This is a genomic window from Xanthobacter autotrophicus, from assembly GCF_030015065.1.
Lineage (GTDB): Bacteria > Pseudomonadota > Alphaproteobacteria > Rhizobiales > Xanthobacteraceae > Xanthobacter > Xanthobacter autotrophicus_D.
The window spans coordinates 21,916-38,173 of sequence record NZ_JAIVFN010000001.1; the positions used below are offsets into that span (position 1 = coordinate 21,916).

The 16,258-nt window shown below is 69.8% G+C and carries 11 protein-coding genes; 6 read left to right on the plus strand and 5 right to left on the minus strand.

What is annotated here, in order from left to right:
• Positions 1-220: 220 nt before the first annotated feature.
• Genes K9U40_RS00115 through K9U40_RS00125 form a run of 3 tightly spaced genes read left to right on the plus strand, consistent with a single transcriptional unit; the run spans position 221 to position 4,673 of the window.
• Positions 221-1,603 carry a CHASE2 domain-containing protein gene (locus K9U40_RS00115; RefSeq protein WP_349239401.1) on the plus strand — a complete coding sequence of 461 codons (1,383 nt, stop codon included), beginning with the start codon at positions 221-223 and terminating at the stop codon, positions 1,601-1,603.
• Positions 1,600-2,505, plus strand: a complete 906-nt coding sequence (locus tag K9U40_RS00120; protein WP_282888284.1) for a hypothetical protein — start codon at positions 1,600-1,602, stop codon at positions 2,503-2,505. The genes K9U40_RS00115 and K9U40_RS00120 overlap by 4 nt, the downstream gene beginning before the upstream one ends.
• A 26-nt stretch (positions 2,506-2,531) precedes the next feature.
• On the plus strand, positions 2,532-4,673 hold the full coding sequence (locus tag K9U40_RS00125; RefSeq protein WP_282888285.1) for a caspase family protein: 2,142 nt from the start codon (positions 2,532-2,534) through the stop codon (positions 4,671-4,673).
• A 35-nt stretch (positions 4,674-4,708) separates the two neighbouring features.
• Here K9U40_RS00125 and K9U40_RS00130 read toward each other — a convergent pair whose 3' ends face one another.
• The 5 genes from K9U40_RS00130 to K9U40_RS00150 form a co-directional block, all read right to left on the minus strand.
• A complete protein-coding gene (locus K9U40_RS00130; RefSeq protein WP_282888286.1) occupies positions 4,709-5,950 on the minus strand; it encodes a serine protease in 1,242 nt (413 codons plus the stop codon).
• A 440-nt stretch (positions 5,951-6,390) separates the two neighbouring features.
• Complete coding sequence (locus K9U40_RS00135; RefSeq protein ID WP_282888287.1) at positions 6,391-8,823, minus strand: hypothetical protein; 2,433 nt, start codon at positions 8,821-8,823, stop codon at positions 6,391-6,393.
• Positions 8,820-10,520 (minus strand): CHAT domain-containing protein, encoded by a 1,701-nt coding sequence (locus K9U40_RS00140; RefSeq protein ID WP_282888288.1) that lies wholly within the window; start codon positions 10,518-10,520, stop codon positions 8,820-8,822. Before K9U40_RS00140 ends, K9U40_RS00135 begins: the two co-directional genes overlap by 4 nt.
• Positions 10,520-12,787 (minus strand): caspase family protein, encoded by a 2,268-nt coding sequence (locus tag K9U40_RS00145; protein ID WP_282888289.1) that lies wholly within the window; start codon positions 12,785-12,787, stop codon positions 10,520-10,522. Before K9U40_RS00145 ends, K9U40_RS00140 begins: the two co-directional genes overlap by 1 nt.
• 116 nt (positions 12,788-12,903) lie before the next feature.
• Positions 12,904-13,425 (minus strand): hypothetical protein, encoded by a 522-nt coding sequence (locus K9U40_RS00150; RefSeq protein ID WP_282888290.1) that lies wholly within the window; start codon positions 13,423-13,425, stop codon positions 12,904-12,906.
• A gap of 163 nt (positions 13,426-13,588) precedes the next feature.
• Between K9U40_RS00150 and K9U40_RS00155 the strand changes: the two genes are divergently transcribed.
• Genes K9U40_RS00155 through K9U40_RS00165 form a run of 3 tightly spaced genes read left to right on the plus strand, consistent with a single transcriptional unit; the run spans position 13,589 to position 16,235 of the window.
• Positions 13,589-14,611, plus strand: coding sequence for a DUF2157 domain-containing protein (locus tag K9U40_RS00155; protein WP_282888291.1), 1,023 nt, complete (start codon positions 13,589-13,591; stop codon positions 14,609-14,611).
• Positions 14,608-15,720: a DUF4401 domain-containing protein gene (locus K9U40_RS00160; protein ID WP_282888292.1), complete on the plus strand. Its 1,113-nt coding sequence runs from the start codon at positions 14,608-14,610 to the stop codon at positions 15,718-15,720. The genes K9U40_RS00155 and K9U40_RS00160 overlap by 4 nt, the downstream gene beginning before the upstream one ends.
• Positions 15,717-16,235 carry a GDYXXLXY domain-containing protein gene (locus tag K9U40_RS00165; RefSeq protein WP_282888293.1) on the plus strand — a complete coding sequence of 173 codons (519 nt, stop codon included), beginning with the start codon at positions 15,717-15,719 and terminating at the stop codon, positions 16,233-16,235. Before K9U40_RS00160 ends, K9U40_RS00165 begins: the two co-directional genes overlap by 4 nt.
• Positions 16,236-16,258 lie beyond the last annotated feature (23 nt).

Consider the following 16,258-nt stretch of genomic DNA (forward strand, 5'->3'; position numbering starts at 1 on the left):
GCCTCTTTCCAAGGCGACGCTGGAGCTGTATTTTCGAGCGCCTACGGTCCGTTAGAGCGCGATCCGAGCAAATTGAACCAATTTGCTCGGTGAATCGCCCTCTAAACGCAAGAAAGAGAACGCGTTGTCCGATCAGCTTGCGATGCAAGCAGATCGGCACGTGCTCTAGACGTCTGATGGCGGAGTGTGTCGTGGCATTCGCACCGGGGTCGAAGCTTTCGTGAAACGTCCGTCCCGGTGGATCGGCCTGCTCGCCAAGCCGGCAATCCTTGCCAGTGTCATCGGCTTCCTTTCGTTTTTCGGCCTGGCCGACCAGATCGCCGGCTTCAGCGCCAATCTCGGTGAGAAGGACAGGATCGTGCGCTGGTCGGCCGTGCTGTCCGGCGCCACCCGCGATGCCGTTCCCGTGACGCTGATCGACATCGATGCCGCGACGATGGCGCTGCTCGGGCACCCCCAGCGCGTGCCCCGCGATCTGGTCGCCGGGCTGGCGTCGCTGGCCGCGGCCAAGCGGGCAAGCGGCATCTTCCTCGACATGGATACCTCGCAGCCGGGATCTCCGGCGGGCGATCAGGCCCTCCTCGCCTTCATCTCGGCCTATCCGGGGGATGCGCCGCCGCTCGCGCTCGCGCGCCGGCTGGGGCCGGTGGAGCAGGCCGGCAGCCGCGACGAGGCCCTTGCCGAGCAACCCTCCATCCTCGATGCCGCGGTGCGCGGGCGGGCGAACATCCTCTGGGTGACGAGCATCAGCCGCATCGACGAGGACCGTGTCGTCCGGCGGTGGGAGCTCAGCCGGACGTTCTGCGCGCCGGACGGCGGACGCACCCTGCCCTCGCCGCAGCTCTTCGCCGCCGCGGTAGCGAGCGCGGATCCGCGGCCATTGTCCGATATCCAGGCCTTCGCGGCGGCCCGCACCCAGGCGATCTGCGATCCCGGCGCGGCAACCGCCCCGGCCTCGCCCTGGCCACGCAATCCCGACCAGCGGGCGGCAATCGCCTTCCTGATCGCCGACGGACCCGATCACGCCGATCCGCAATTCATCCGGCGCGATGGCCGGAACGTGCCCCTGTTCCGCAGGGTATCGGCGCGCGCGCTGATGACCTCGGCGGGAACGATCGTCGCCCCCCGCGCGGTCGCCGACGATCTTCTGCGTGACCGGTTCGTGATCATCGGCGCCAGCCATGCCGAGAGCCTCGACGGGCATCTCACGCCGATCGGCTTCCTCCCCGGGGCGCTCATCGTCGCCAATGCGGTCGCCACGGCCCCCGCGGTGCTGTCCGGGCAGCCGCTGGGCCCGCTCGGTGCGACGCTGATCGCGCTGGCGCTGTTCGGCGCCATGATGGTGGTCACATCCCGCCTGCGGGCGGTGGCGGCGAGCGTCGTCATCGCCGTCGCGGTGCTGGTTTCGCTGATGGCGCTCGGCCGCATCTTCGCCCCTTCCACCGCCGGCGACATCGTACTGGCCGCCTTCGGCATGGTGGCCTTTCTTTCGACACTTGAAGGCCTCTACACCATTTGCAAGGAATGGCGTGCACGAGGATGGCGCGCGCTGCTGAAGCCGGAAAAGCCGCAGGCATCGCAACGCACGGAGGACATCGCGTGAAGAGTGCAGCCATGCTGCTTGCCCGGATGCGCCCTGCGCTGCTGGCCTTCGCCTTCGTCGCTGCCGCAAGCCTTCCCGTGCGAGCGGAGGACGAGGCCATGCGCACCCCGGCGGGCTACATCGTCGGCGTCGAGACTCCGGCCGCCGATCCCGACGAGGCCGCCCATATCCTGCGCGAGGGACAGGAAGTCTCCGTCCAGATCGGTGGCGCGCTGTTCGACGGCGACCAGGTGGTGGTGCGCGAGCCCCGCACCTCGGTCGTCATCGAGACGGTGAATGATCGCCATCTGCGCGTGGACGCGGCGCACTCGCCGCATCCCATCAAGGGCGAGCTTCCCGCCGGAGGACGCTTCAGCGCATTCGCGGCCATGGTCGGGGAGCTGTTCCGGGCGCGTCCGGAGGCACGGACCGTCAATCTCATAGGGCGCACCGACGGCACCCTGCGGCTGCAGCTCGGTCGTACCGTCACCCAGCGCGTGGTTCCCGGGACGCGACTGTGGATCGCCTGGGACGGCGGCATGAAGCCTTATACAGTCGAGATCCGTGGCCGGGCCGAAGGCGGCACGGCGCTGGCGACGACGCGCGCGAGCGGGCGCTCCGCCGTCGTGGCGCTTCCGCGCAAGGCATCCGGCCCCCTGCTTCTGGCGGTGAGCGATGCGGTCGGCGCGCAGGTCCGTATCGACCTTCTCGCCGACCCGACACCGCCCGCCGTCCCGGAATGGATCAGCGAAGGCGCGCCGACGCCTGCCTTCGGCCAGGTGGCGACCGCGCTCTGGCTGCTCGACCGCAAGCCTGCGGAATGGGATCTGCACGCCGCCGCCATTGCCGCGGAGGCGGGAAACTACGGTGCCGCCGAGGAGTTGCTGCTCCGTCTTGCCGAAGGCAAGAGACCTGCCCGATGACTTGCCGAAGGCAAGAGACCTGCTCGATGAGATTGCGCAGCGTCCTGCTGGTCGCGCTCTCCGCCCTCGCCTGCGCCGCCGCGCCCCACGGGGCAACGGCGAAGACCCGGGCCCTGCTGGTCGGGGTCTCCGAATATCCGAGCTTTCCGGCGGAGAAGCAGCTGAAGGCGCCGGCCAACGATGTGCGCCGCATGCAGCTCGCGCTCAAGGCGCGCGGCCTCTCCCAAGGTGATCTCGTCGTGCTCGCCGATGGGGTGGAGGGCTCGGCCGGCGCGCCGACCCGTGCGGCCATCCTGGAGGGCATGGAACGGCTGGCGCGGGAGGCGGAAAAAGGCGACCTGGTCATCTTCTATGCCTCCGGCCACGGCACCCGCCAGCCCTCGCGCACCAGCCTCAAGGTGGATGGCCTCGACCAGGTGTTTCTCCCCCGCGATGCATCTCCGCCAGGACCAGGCGGGCCGCGCAACCGGTTCGACAATGGCATCGCCGGGCCGGATTTCGGCGAACGGCTCGATGCCATCCGTGCCCGTGGCGCCGATGTCTGGTTCATTCTCGACAGCTGCTTTTCCGGATCGGCTTCGCGTTCGGTCGGCGAGGGCGTGCACGACAAGAAGATCGAGCTAGAGGACATCGGCCTTGCGTCCGCCACGGCCATGGCTCCCGAAAAGGCGACCGTGCTCGCCGACATGGCACCGGCCCTGCCGCCCGGCTCCGGCAGGCTGACGGCCTTCTATGCCTCACAGCCGAACGAGACGGCGCGGGAGGTGGCCCTGCCGCCCGGGGCGCCGATGGAAAGGCGTGTCTGGGGCTCGATCTTCACAACGGCCCTCGCCGAGGTGCTGCAACGCGCTCCCTCCCTCACCTATCGCCAGATGATGGTCGAAACCGGCCGCGTGCTCCGCGCTGACGCCGCCTTCCAGGCCCGGCAGACGCCGAGCTTCGAGGGCGATGGCATGGATGGGGTGCTGCCCGGCGCGGCGGCGCCAACTGCCGGCGCGACCTGGCGGGTGAGCGGCGGCATTCTGCATGCCGGGCAGATCGAGGGGGTGGAGGCAGGCGCCGTCGTGGCGCTCTATGACAGCGCGGCACCCGGGGTCGGAAAACCCACCGGCTTCGCGGTGGTTCAGGATGTGGAGGCGACCCGCGCCACGCTGGCGGCGGTCAAGCCGGGTTGCATGCCCACCACGACACGCTGCCCGACCGCAGCAAGCTCCCCGGCCCTGAAGCAGGCGGCTTATGCGCGGCTCGCCCGCCCCGCGCCACCGGTCACCTTCAGCATTTCTCGCCCTCGCCCGTGGCCCGGCGCGGGCGCACCGGATGCGGCAACCGAGGAACGCCTGCGCAAGGGGCTGGAAGCCGCGCTTGCGGGCCCGCTGAAGGACCGCGCGCGGCTCGACGACGCTGCCCCTGCCCTGACGACATGGATGACGGCCGACGGCTTCCGCTTCATGCCGGACGGCTTCGACCCGCTTGCGGTGGAGGCCGGACCGGCGGTGCTGATCGCGCCTGACGCGGATAGCGGCAGCACCGCCGCCGCGATTGCGCGCGCGGTGCTGCGCGCACGCCAGCTCTCGCGGCTCCAGGCCCTCGCCACAGCCAGCGGCACAACCGGCGACCTGGAGGTATCGGTCGAGGTCCGGCGCTTCGGGCTCGATCCGGCGACGCGGCAATGCGCGTTCAAGGGCGCCGCGACGCCGGTTGGCGAGGATGCCCTCGTCAAGCTCTGCGACAAGGTACAGGTCACGGTGGAAAATCGGAGCACCCGCCCGTTCCTGGCGGCGATCTTCTTCCTCGACGACGCGTGGAATCTGATGGCGCGCCGGCCGACCTGCCCCATCGGGCTCACCGTCTCGGACCGGCTGGAGCCCGGTCGGCGGCTGGTGTTCGAGGTGCCCTATCACGCCCGGGCCATCGTGGCCGGGCGGGCGCCCTCCACCACCAATGGCGTCTTCGTCACGGGCGTTCCCTTCGTCGAAGGCGAAACGGACCTGCCCGCCTTGTGTGCCCTGACAGGGTTCAACGACACCGGCGGACCGGCCACCCGGGGTAGCGAGACCGGCGATCTCGACGACCTGATCGAAGGTTCCACGCGCGGGGGTCGGCTGCCGCTCGAAAGCGCCAGCCTGTCTTTCGCCTTCTGGCCCATCAGCCAGCCCGTGAAGCCCTGAAGCACACGGGTCCGGTCAGGGGCGCTCAGGGGCGCTCAGGGGCGCTTCTGCGGCTTGGCCGGTGCTTGCGTTGCCGCGGCAGCCGGAGGCGGAGCCGGTGGCGTGGCGATGGTCTTCTTCATCCAGTCGGTATAGAGCGCCAGCCGGGTATAGACGCCGGGCAGCTCGGCGTGGCCACAACCGATGCCGAAGCTCACGATGCCCACCTGCACGAAGGAGCCATTGGCCTTGCGACTGAGGATCGGGCCTCCGGAATCACCCTGGCACGTATCGATCCCGTCCACGGCCGCTCCGGCGCAGAACATCTGCGGCGTCACCACGCCACCAATCTGCGGGAGCTGCTGCTCAAGGGCCCTGCGGCCGGCGGGCGAGAGGTTGAACACGTAGCTGAGGTTCTCGATCGCCTTGCGGGCATCCGGCGAATTCACCAGCGCCGAGGTCAGAACCCGGTTGCACTGATTGCGATCCACGGCGTTGAGCTTGGTTTCCAGCAGATCAGGCGAAGGACTGCCGCCCTCCGAGGTGGTGCCCCAGCCGATGATATGCAGCTCGGCCTCGCTCGGGAGGTCGGCGGACTCCGAATCCAGGGTCGTCACCGTGACCTGCGCGACCTTGACGTTGCGCTTGGGCGCACGCTCGAGCTCGATCAGGGCGATGTCGTTGACGTTGGTGCCGGTCACATATTTGGGGTGCGGGATGATGCGCTTGATCGGAATCCAGTCGCGCTCGTCATCCTCGGCGAGAAGGCTGGTATTGCCCACATGGACCAACAGGTTCTTGGTGTTGCGCAATCCTTCGACCTTGCCGCCTTCGCCCTCGACGAAGCAATGGGCCGCGGACAGGATCCAGCGCGAAGTCAGAACGCTTCCCCCGCACATGGGGGCGAGGCCCGTGATCTTTCCGTTGGTGGAGGTCACGCGGATGATCCCGGCCTGGAACGGATAGCTGCCCGGGGCCGCCTGCTGCCCGCCGACGATCTTCTCGTTGGCGCCCTTCTTCAGGATCCCGCCCGTCTTGAGCGCGGCGCCAGCGGCGGCGTAGGGCAGTGTCTTCGCATTGCTGCCGGGACGGAACGGGCGATCGGCGGTGCCGATGTCATCCGATGCCGGCAGCGTCGACGGGCGCGCACCCGCTGCGGCGGGGGCCTGCTCGAGGCGCAGTTCGTCTCCCGGCGCCTGGGCCTGAGCGGCGGATGCGGTGGCGGAAAGACAGACCGCAAGCGCGACGAAGCGGAGCGTCGGCCTTTGGACAACGGGGCGAAGCAACTGAAGCATCATGGGAGGCACTCTGTGACGACGGAGGGGCGTTCCGGGCCGATGCGACGGGGCTCTTGCCCTTGGGATGGCATGGTCACCGGGCTGAACGGGGCAGAACTGGACTGATCGGGACAGGACCGATCGGAAGGCCGAGTGCGTCCGGATGGAGCCTGGCTCACGGGTGCGGGCGTCTGCGGCAACGCCGCCCCTCAACTCCAGGGACGTTTCAGTACCTGCCGGGCACAACGATGAATGCTGGTTTCATTCGGTTTCCTCTCCATGTGACGCTGCGAGAATGTCAGACATTCGGAGAAGGTCAAATGGCCCCGCTAAAGCATGCACCGAACGGCTTGCATCACGATCCGACCGCACACCGCGTTCTCCTTTCACGGGCTTGGAGACGAATCCGGCTGGCTTATCCATGTCGCTGGAAAAGAGCCGTCGTCATGCCCGGGCTTGTCCTAAGGTGCGTCCGCCGCACGGCTGCCGAGCCAATCCGCACCCACCAGAGTCTCAAGCAGCTTGCGATCTTCCCGCGCGCTCGTGGTGTCGGTCGCCGGGGGCTTGGGGGTCCGCAATGCGTCGAGGGCCGCCTCCCGTGCCTTCGCCCCTTCGCCAAGGCCGAGATAGGCGAATGCCTGCGCGCGAAGGATGCGCCGGCCCAGGTCGCGATCGTCCTTCACCCGGCGCCGCGCGCGATCAAGGAGCGCCGACAGGGTTCGGACGGTCTTTTCGTCGGGGCCGTAATAGGATTCCAGATTGGCGAGTCCGAGTTGGTCCGAAATGGCCTTCTCCTCGCCGACGAGGACAGGGTCGCTGAGCGGGAAGACATAGGTTTCATAGGTCTTGCGCGCGTCATCCATGCGGCCGAGGGCGGCATAGAGGCCGGCCAGGTTGCGGGCCGGCTCGACGATGGCCCAGCTGTCCCCCTTGCCCGCCGCAACGAGGCTGGCGACGGCCCCTTCCCCCAAGCGCAGAGCCAAGGCATGGTCGCCGTCATCGAATGCCAGGAAGGAGCGCTTCAGGTCGAGCCGCACCTGCGTCCGCAGGTTTATGGTGCCGGTCGCCTCCCGCAGCTTCTGCGCCTCGCCGACGAGTGCGAGCGACAGCCCCCTGTCGGTCTGGTCCGAGGCCATGTCGAGCAGCAGCTCGATGCGGTCCGATTCGCGGCCGGGCTGGCTGGCGACGATTTCATAGGCCTCGCGCGTATAGCGCACCGTGAGCGCCGGGTTCGTCGTTTCCACCAAGCCGGCGCGCAGGGTCAGCAGGCGCGCGAGCGCCGTGAGGCGCCCCTCCGGCGCCGCGCGGATCTCGCGGATCGCCTCGTCAGCCATCGCGTCGGCGCGGACGCTGTCGCCCCACCAGGCCTCGACGGCGCTGATCCAGCCCGCAATCGCCTCGTCGCGGCGGGGATCCTGCGCGGGTAGCCCGCGCGCCAGGCGCCCGACGAATTCCACCGCGGCTGCGTAGGACGGGAAGACATAGTCCTTGACCCCCGCATAGTTGATCGTGGTGAGCCGTTCGATCTTTTCGAAATCGCCGAGGGCGACGGTGGCGACCAGGCGATCGACATCGGCCCATTCGGCGGCTGCGACGCGCGGATAATTGGCGGTCGAGGCGATCTGGGCGCTTTCGATCTGGAGAAGAGCGGCGATCACCTGCCGCTCCAGAATGTCCGGCGTGGCGGTGGACAGAGGCGTGTCGGCGTCCGCAATGCCGGACAGGGTAACGGCGCGCTGGACCGCCAGCATGCGGAGTGCCAGTTCCGCGGAGCCGTTTCGCAAGGCCCGCCGTGCGATGTGGCCGCACATCTGGGCGATGCGCGGGTCATAGGTTCCGCGGTCGATGACCGTGCGGGCAACGCGCGTTCCGATGAGCGCGGCCACCGTCGCCTCGTTGATACTGGCGAGATAGTTGGCGACGAGGTCCGCGCTCTCCAGCAGAGCCGGATCGTGATCCTCGCGGTTCAGCTGGCGCAGCAGATAAAGGTCGCGCGCCGCGTCGTAGCGCTCCTCGCGCAGCGAGCCCAGGGGGACGTCGTTCAGGAGATTCGACAGGATCTTGTCCGCCAGGATGGCATTGCCGGTCATGATGGCGCGGTCTGCGGCCTGCCGGCACGCCGCCATGCGGGTGGCATCCGGCCTGGCGCTGCCCAGGCAGTCGTCCGGCCCGGGCAGCGGGTTACGGTCCCGCCCCGCCACCGGTGCCTCCAGCTCGCCGATGACCGTATCGAGCTTCCCGGCATTGACCGCGTCCATCCGCCCCTTGCGCGCCAGGACCTGGGCCCGCCGGAAGAAGAAGAGCGCCAGCTCCGGCCGCCCGTCGGCTTGCAGCCGCTGCCCCGTGAGGGCCTCGGCCATGGCCAGCGTTTCCTCCATGTCGTCGGAAAGCGGGCCGCCCCAGCGGGCGGTCTTTCCCGCCGCCAGCACATTCATCAGAACGTAGAGTTGAGCTTCGCGAATGTCATAGCGGCGATAGGTTTCGGCGAGTGCCAGTTCCGCCATGACCGTGTCGGGCGCATTCAGAGGCGCCGCAAGGTAGTTCAACAGGACCGAATGGACGTTGCCGCGGATTTCCGCGGCGCGGTCCTTCAACCGGGCGCCGGCATATCCGGTCAGGTCGTAGAGGACGAGCAGGAGATCGGGATTTCCCTCGTCCTCGAGAGCGTCGCGCAGCGGCAACAGCAACGCCATGGCATCCTTCGGCCGTTTGTCCTCGACCAGCCTGTGCGCGGCCCGCAGCCGGTCCCGGATATCCGACAGGCGTCGCGCGGTGTCGGCCGCGTCCCGGGCCGCCGGCGCAGCCGGTCCGCCTGCAGTCTGCGACCACCCGGGACCAACGCCCGTCAGGGCCATCACATGAACGATCAAGCCGATCAGCGCGAGATGCTTCACCGTCCCTCCCCCACCATGACGAAAGGAGCCCAGATCGCCGGATGTGCCAGCGTCGGGTCCGAGGGATCGGTAATCAGCGCGAGCGTCGCGCGGCGGAAGGCTTCAGCCTTGGCGAGGGTGGGCTCGGTCCGCAACGCGGCAAGGGCCCCGGTCGTCAGCCGCGCGGCCGCGTCGTCGCGCACCGGCCAGTGCGAGACCAGCAATGTGCGGGCGCCCGCATAGAAGAACGCGCGGGCGAGCCCCGACAGGCCGTCCGCGCCGGGCGTGCCGTCGCCGCCGGCCGTGTTGCAGGCGGACAGGATCACCCAGTCGGCGGACAGATTGAGCCGTGCCGCTTCGGACGCGGTGAGAAGGCCGTCGTCCGGTCCATCCACGGCCGGTGGCGTGAAGACGAGGGCAGGTTCCGACAGGCCGGGAATGTCGCCCGCCAGCAGGCCATGGGTGGCGAAGGCGAGGACGCGGTAGCGGGAGAGGTCGGCCGCCTGGACCGCGCTCTTGGTGGCGGCGGCACCGACCTGCACGGAGTCCGGGGCGGCACCCAGCGCCTCCGCCAGCCGGCGCAGCTCGCCTTCCGTCTGGGGCAGCGGCGACAGGCTGCGGACGGTTTCCAGATTGACCGCGCCGCCCCGCAGCAGCGTTCCCGCAACATGCTCCGCATTGCTGGCGACCTGCGCCGGACCGTGACGTCCGCCCAGAAGTGGCGCGCCATAGCCGCGGAACGGCAGGGGGGCCGGCGGCGCGGCAGCGGCGGCGCGCAGGGATCTGAGGCTCGACACCGATGGCAATGTCACGATGCCCTGCCGCCGGATCAGCCACGCGGTCTGGCGCAGCGCCGCCGGATCGGTGTCGTCGCCCTGCGGCGGCTCGGTCACCAGCAGCGCGAAGGGCAGCGAATCGAATGGACGCTCGGCGACGACGAAGACGCGCTCGCGATGCGCCAGCACCTTGTCGAGCGGCGCCAGGATTCGCCGGAACAGGTCATGGGCGATCGCGCGGCTGAAGCTCACGCGCGCACCGGCGGCGGCGCCCTCGACATCGGTGTCGCCGAAGTCGCGCAGCGCCGAGCGCAGCACCGCGACCGCCCCCGGATCGAGGCCGGCGCGCAATGCCTTCACCTGCTCGACCAGCACGTCGCGTTCCACCGGCACGCGGTGCCAGTCGGCAGCATCGTGCGTCACCACCCAGACGAAAGTCTCGCGGGTGGCGACGAAGACCAGCACCAGCGCCTCGTTCTCGCCCAGCAGGGCCTGCGTCGCGGCGATGGAGACGGGCTGCGGCTGGGAGAGCTCGGCATAGGAGGGGAAGCGCGCGGCCATGTCGCCGTCGCTCTCGGCGATGCGCGCCTGCAAGGCATCGACTGCGGCGCGACGGGTCTCCACCACCGGATCATTGCCGCTGTCGGCCGATCCGAGCGCCTGCACCAGCGCCTGGTCGGCGCTCTTCCAGGCGGCGACCAGGTCCTGCCGCTGGCGCACGAGGCGGGCGAGGTCGTCGGACCCGGCGGCAAAGCGCACGCCGAGTTGCGCCAGCGCCATGCTGGCCGAGGTCAGCATGGCCTTTTGCGCCGACTGGAAGGCTTCGTCCCGCAATTGGGCGGGGGGCGGCAAGGGGTCCTGCGCCAGACCGGGCGCGATGCCCGACAGGAGCAAGGCGAGCACGCAGATCGCAACCAAAGCGGGATGGACGACGCGGCGCATCAGCGGCTCGCCTCCGGCGGCAGCAGATCGAGGGTGAACTGGCGCACCACCACGGAATTCGCCTCGCCCGCCTCCTCCTCGAACGGGTTGGCCGCGCGCAGGCTCGCATCGACCAGCGCGGCCCGTCCGAGCAGATCGACGAAGGCCCGGTGGCCGGTGCCGCTGCGCATGGACGCTGCGCCGGCCGCCGCCGCCTCCACGTCGCGCTGCAACAGGTGGCAGAGCGAGGGCGGGATGCCGCCGGCACGGGGCAAGGCGAAGACGAGGATGCGATGCAGGCCGATCTGGGCGGGGCCGTCCTTGCCCCAGGTCCGCAAGGTCGTGCGCAGCACCATGGGGCTTGCCGCCTTGGCCGGCAGCGTCGCGATGCAGCCATTCTGGCGCCAGCTGCGCACCGGCAGGTCGATGCCGGCCAAAGGATCGAGAAAGAAGATGCCGAGATCAATGTCGCGATCGGAGCGGTTGGTGATGGTCAGGCGAACCGTGTCGCAATGGGAGACCGCCGCCGCCGTGCCGCTGTCCACGGGCAAGGGGGGCGAAGCCTGCGAGACCTGTCCGCAACCGCGCCGCGGATCGGCAAGCTGCGCGGGATCGGTCTCCCGGACCCGGTCGAGGCTGATGTCGATATCGCCCGATGCGCCGTTCGAGCCCATTTCCGCGCTGCTGGCGACGCGCACGAGATTGGCCGCGCGCGCGTAGGCCCAGACGGCGGTGCGCAGCTGCTGCGCGAGCAGGCCGTCCGGAGAGGTCAAGGGGATCGAGAAGCTGCGCCCGTAGGCCTGCGGATCGCGGACCAGCAAGCCGCCTTCCGGCACCAGCCAGAGCTGCCCGTCGGCGAGGTGCAGGCGCAGGTCCGCCGGCTGTCCGGGCTCCGCCATCTCGACCCCGATGGCCGGCGCGCCCTCACGCGGGCGCAGGGCGAGCGCGAGTGCTTGGGCCACTCTCGGCTCGTCGACGCCCGCCACCCGGAAGCGGAAGGCGACGCCCGGGCGCTCCATTTGCGCCCACAGATCGCCACCGGCTTCGGTCCGGCCGCCCGCAGATGCCGGTGCTTCAGCCAGGGGCGCGCGGCTTTCGCCAGCCGTGGTGGCCGCGAGCCGCGCCATGCCGAGCCGGCGCGCGTCCGCCAGCGGGCCGTCGAACAAAGCGATCTCGGCGCCCACGTCGAACCCCTGCAGGGCACCGGCCTCGATCACCAGGTCGGCGCCGTCGCGCCGCGCGGGGAAACGCGGAACGGATCCCGGCTGCACGCCGGACACGCCGTGGTCGAGGTCGCCCTCGAACACCGGCAAGGGGGCGTGGGCGAGGCGCGCGGCCGCGGCGATGTCGAGGGAAACCATGCGGGCGAGATCGCGAAAGGTGCGCGCCCGCCCGGTTTCGAGCGCGCGCAGGAGGTGCCAGGTGAACACGCCGAACATCGCCTGCGGCGCGTCACCCGCGGCGCTTTTTCCGGCAAGCCCCGCCGCAGGCGCCGGATAGGCCCGCTCGATGGCCGGAGTCCAGGAATCGACCGCGAAGAACGCGATCAGCGAGCCCGTGTCGGCCTTGGAGGGGCGTTCGAACCCTCGCAGTGTGCCGCCGCGCTCCGGCGCGGATGTCGGCGCGGCCTCGGGCGCCGGGGGCGGCACCCCGAGCATCGTCGCATCAATGCCCCGCGTGGCGTCGGCCGAGCGCGTGACGGTTCCCGCATGGCAGGCATCGACGATGACCCAGACCGTCGCGCCCTTGGCCCGGATGCGGTCGAGCGCGGCGCCGAGCTCGTTGTCCACGATGGCATTGCGAATGGTCTTCGCCGCCGCATCGTACAGACCGGCATCCTTGGGGAGCAGAACCTGGTCGCGGCCCCCCGCCTCGGGCTCGGCGCCCGCGGCCGTCGGCGCCTGCGGCTGGGTGGTGCCGTGGCCGGAGAAGTGGAACAGGACGAAATCGCCGGGCCCGGCGCGATCCGCGAGGCGGGCGAGGCCGTCCAGGATGGCCGAGCGCACCGGCGCCGCCAGGGGGCGCGGCGTATCGGCGGCCTCCGGCAATCCCTCGGCCAGCACCTCGATGTCGGCGGCGTCGAAGGCGTGGCGGGTGAGGTAGCGCCACAGCAGAATCACATCATTGCGCGGACCCGCGAGGGCGCGGATCTGCGGTTCGTCATATGCGGCGACGCCCACCAGAAGCGCGAGATTGCGCGCCGACGCAAGGTTTGGCGCCAAAAGCACGACGAGGGCGACAAGACAGCCGAACCCGCGCGACACGCGCCCCATCGACACCCGGGACATGGCGCGGCTGCTCAAAGGGGGCCTCGACGACATGTCCCCGACCCAGCCATGATCCGGTAATCCCTCCCGTTTTTCCAACTATAGGGTGTGGACACAGGGCCCGGAAGAGGCCGGGGTCAGGCGCGGCAGCCGGTCAACTTCCACAGCCCGTCCGGCGGAATGAAGCGTCGCCCCTCGCGCTTCCAGTTCCAGAACGCCTTGGAGAGGCCCGGAAGCTGGATCAGCGGAGGAGCCAGGGGCCGGCCCTCGCCGGCTGGGTCCACCCGCTTCAGGTCGTCGCCGAAATAATACAGGAGGGACGACGGCGCCGTCGTCGTCTTGAACCCCTTGCGGCTGCCCTCCGGCGGAACCAGCATGAAGACATGAGTTGCGCTGAAGCCGGGCGGGTCGGCGACGCCGAACTCGGCGGCGAGCTTCTGCCGGTTTTCGGCGAGGCGGATCACCCAGGGCCGCTCCGAGGACGTGCCCGGTTTCAGCGGATGGGTAATCTCCCAGGAATTGGCGACACCTTCCGGCGCGCCCCAGTCGTCGTCGGCGTCGAGCGGAGTGTAGACTGCCTGATCGAGGGGGCAGTCGAGAGCCGGCGCCGGCATGGCTGTCGCAACGAGGACGAAGGCGGCGCAGACGCATCGGATCATGAATCGACCTCGTGCAGATTGCACGCGAGGTTAAGCATTTTCGAGCGAAGTGGATACCGGTTCGCGTGAAGAAAACGCATTGAAATAGAGCGACTTCCGTAGGCCGGGACGAGCGAGGGTCGCTCTCGCGAGGCGATGGGGCCACAAGAGGTGAATGTTGCGGATGAATGAGGACGGTATCGACAGGCCGGCGGTGCTCGCGGCGATCCGGATGGATCGCCATGCGGTGGACCGGCTGGCCGCCCGTGGCCTCATAACCGGGGACGCGCGGGATCAGGCCCTCGCCTTGATCGAGCCGCCGCGCCGTTGGGGGCTGTGGGCCGGTCGGCTGCTGGGGACGGTCGGAGCGGCGCTGGTGCTCTCCGGCATCGTCTATTTCTTCGCCTTCAACTGGAATGCCATCCCGCCCTTCGCCAAGCTGGGGGCGATTGCGGCCATGATCGCCGCGGCCTGCCTTGCCGTCGCCCTCCTCGGCTTCGGCCGGCGGGCGTCGGAGCCTGCGGCTGCGGCGGCAGTGACCCTCGTGGGCGTCTTCCTCGCCGTCGAAGGCCAGATCTACCAGACCGGCGCCGATGCCTGGACGCTGTTTGCCGCCTGGGCCGGGCTGACCCTGGCGTGGGCGCTGCTCGCCTGCTCGGCGGCCACATGGGCGGTGTGGATCGCCGTCGCCGCGGTGACGCTCATCACCTGGTGGGACCAGACGCAGCCCGCCGACGCAAGCTTCCATACCGGCAGGAGCCTCAGCCTGATGGTGCTCTTCGGCATGGCGCTGGGCGCGCGGGAGGCGCTGGCGGCGCGGGGTTTCTCCTGGCCTGCGGCGCGCTGGACGCGATTTTATCTCGCCTTGCCGATCCTTGTGGCGGGAGCCCAGCTGGCCTTCTTCCTGCTTGAGGATCTGCGGGGCTTCGGTCCCGCCGAATGGGCGGCCATCGCGTTGATCACCCTCGCCCTCGCCGCCATGGGCACGGTGTACCGATATGCGATCCCCGACGTGGTCATGCTGGCGGCGGTGACCCTCGCGGGATGCGCCATCGCCGACTTCGCGTTGTTCAGGCTGCTCGCCAACGGCAGCAGGCGGACCGACATGGGCACCTTTTTCCTCATGGGGCTCGCCACCCTTGCCCTGTTCGCGGCCGCCGTTGCCTGGCTCAGGTCGGTCTCGCGGCGGATGGAGGTCCGGCCATGACCCGTCCGTCCATTGATGCCGCGACCCTCATTAACGCCTGGCAGGCCTCCGGCGTGCTGCCGCCGGACGCGCATGCGGCCGTGGTGGAGGCGGTTCTCGCCTCCGCGGCCGAGGAACGTCCCCCGCTCTACCTCAAGATCCTCTCCGCCGTCGGCACCTTGCTGGCGACCCTGTTCTTCCTCGCCTTCCTGTTCGTCGCCGACATCATCTCGCTCAAAAGCGGCAGCAGTCTTCTGGGATGGGGCCTTGCCTTCCTCGCAGCCGGCATCGGGCTGTCGCTGGTCCTTCCGCGCATCGCCGAGGGCATCGGCCGCAGCGTGCTTGCTCAGACGGCCTTCACCGCCATGGCGCTCGGCAAGGTGATGAGCGTGTTCGGCGTCGTCCTGCTTGCCGGGACAGACACGCCCTGGGTGCCGACCGCCGCCATCGCCGCCGTGACCATCGCCACCTATCCGGTCTCCGCCTCGTCCCTGGACCGCGTCCTGTCGCCTTATGCCGTCGCGGCCTCGGCGCTTGCGGAGATCCTGGGGCGCTCGACCTTCAATACCGATCCCAGCCTCCTGCTCGCCGCCTTCTATGGGATGGCCACAGCCGTGGCGGGGCTTCTGATCCTGGTCCATCGGGTGCCGCTGGCGCTGCGGCCCATCGGGATCGCCGCCCTCGCAGCCATGGGCACCATCGTCTGTATTCTCGCCTCGGGCCACGATGCGGGATTGTGGGCGAACCGCCACCCGCTGGATCCGCGCCCGATCGAGACGATCCTCACGCTGTCGCTGATCGGCACCCTCGCCTGGGTCGCGGGCGGGGTCGGCCGGCTTGCCGAGCCCCCGCTGGCCGCAGCGGCGGCCGGCATCGTCCTCCTCGGCCTCGCCGGAGCGCCGGGCGTCAGCTTCGCCCTGCTCGTCCTCATCGTCGGCCATGCCCTCCACGACGTGCCGCTGCGGGTCGTCGGCGTGCTGGCGCTGCCGGTCTTCCTGGTGCTCTGGTACTATGGGCGCGACCTGTCGTTCCTGGAGAAATCGGCCACGCTGGTCGGCAGCGGCCTGCTGCTGCTCGGCGGGCAGTTCGTCATCGCCCGCGCCGGCTGGGATCGGGAGGAGACGCCATGAAGCGGGTGACGTGGCAGGTGACGTGGCATGCGGCGCGGCGCGCGCTGTTCCTCGCCGCCGGCCTTGCCGTGCTCGCCGCGCTGGGCTGGAGCGTCCGCGGCTTCGAGAGCCTGATGGCGTCAGGCGAAGTGGTTCTCCTCGACCTCGCCCCGGTGGATCCGCGCTCGCTGATCCAGGGCGACTACATGCGGCTCTCCTTTGCGCTGGAGCGGCAGCAGATCCGCCTCGGCGCGCCGACCGGTACCGTCATTCTCAAGCTGGACGAGCGCCGCATCGGCAGCTTCCGCCGCCTCGGCAGCGCAGGGCCGCCCGCGCCCGGCGAGCAGGCCTTTCACGTGCGCGCCCAGCCCGGCGGCGACGGGGTGATCGTCGAGCCGCACTCCTTCCTGTTCCAGGAGGGTCAGGCAGAACTTTATGCGAATGCGCGCTACGGCATTTTCCGCGTGGATGCGGCCGGGCGCCATCTGCTGGTCGGCCTCGCCGACGCCGAAGCCGGAAAGATCGAGCCGCGCTGAAGACGGACACCACCGCGCCGCAT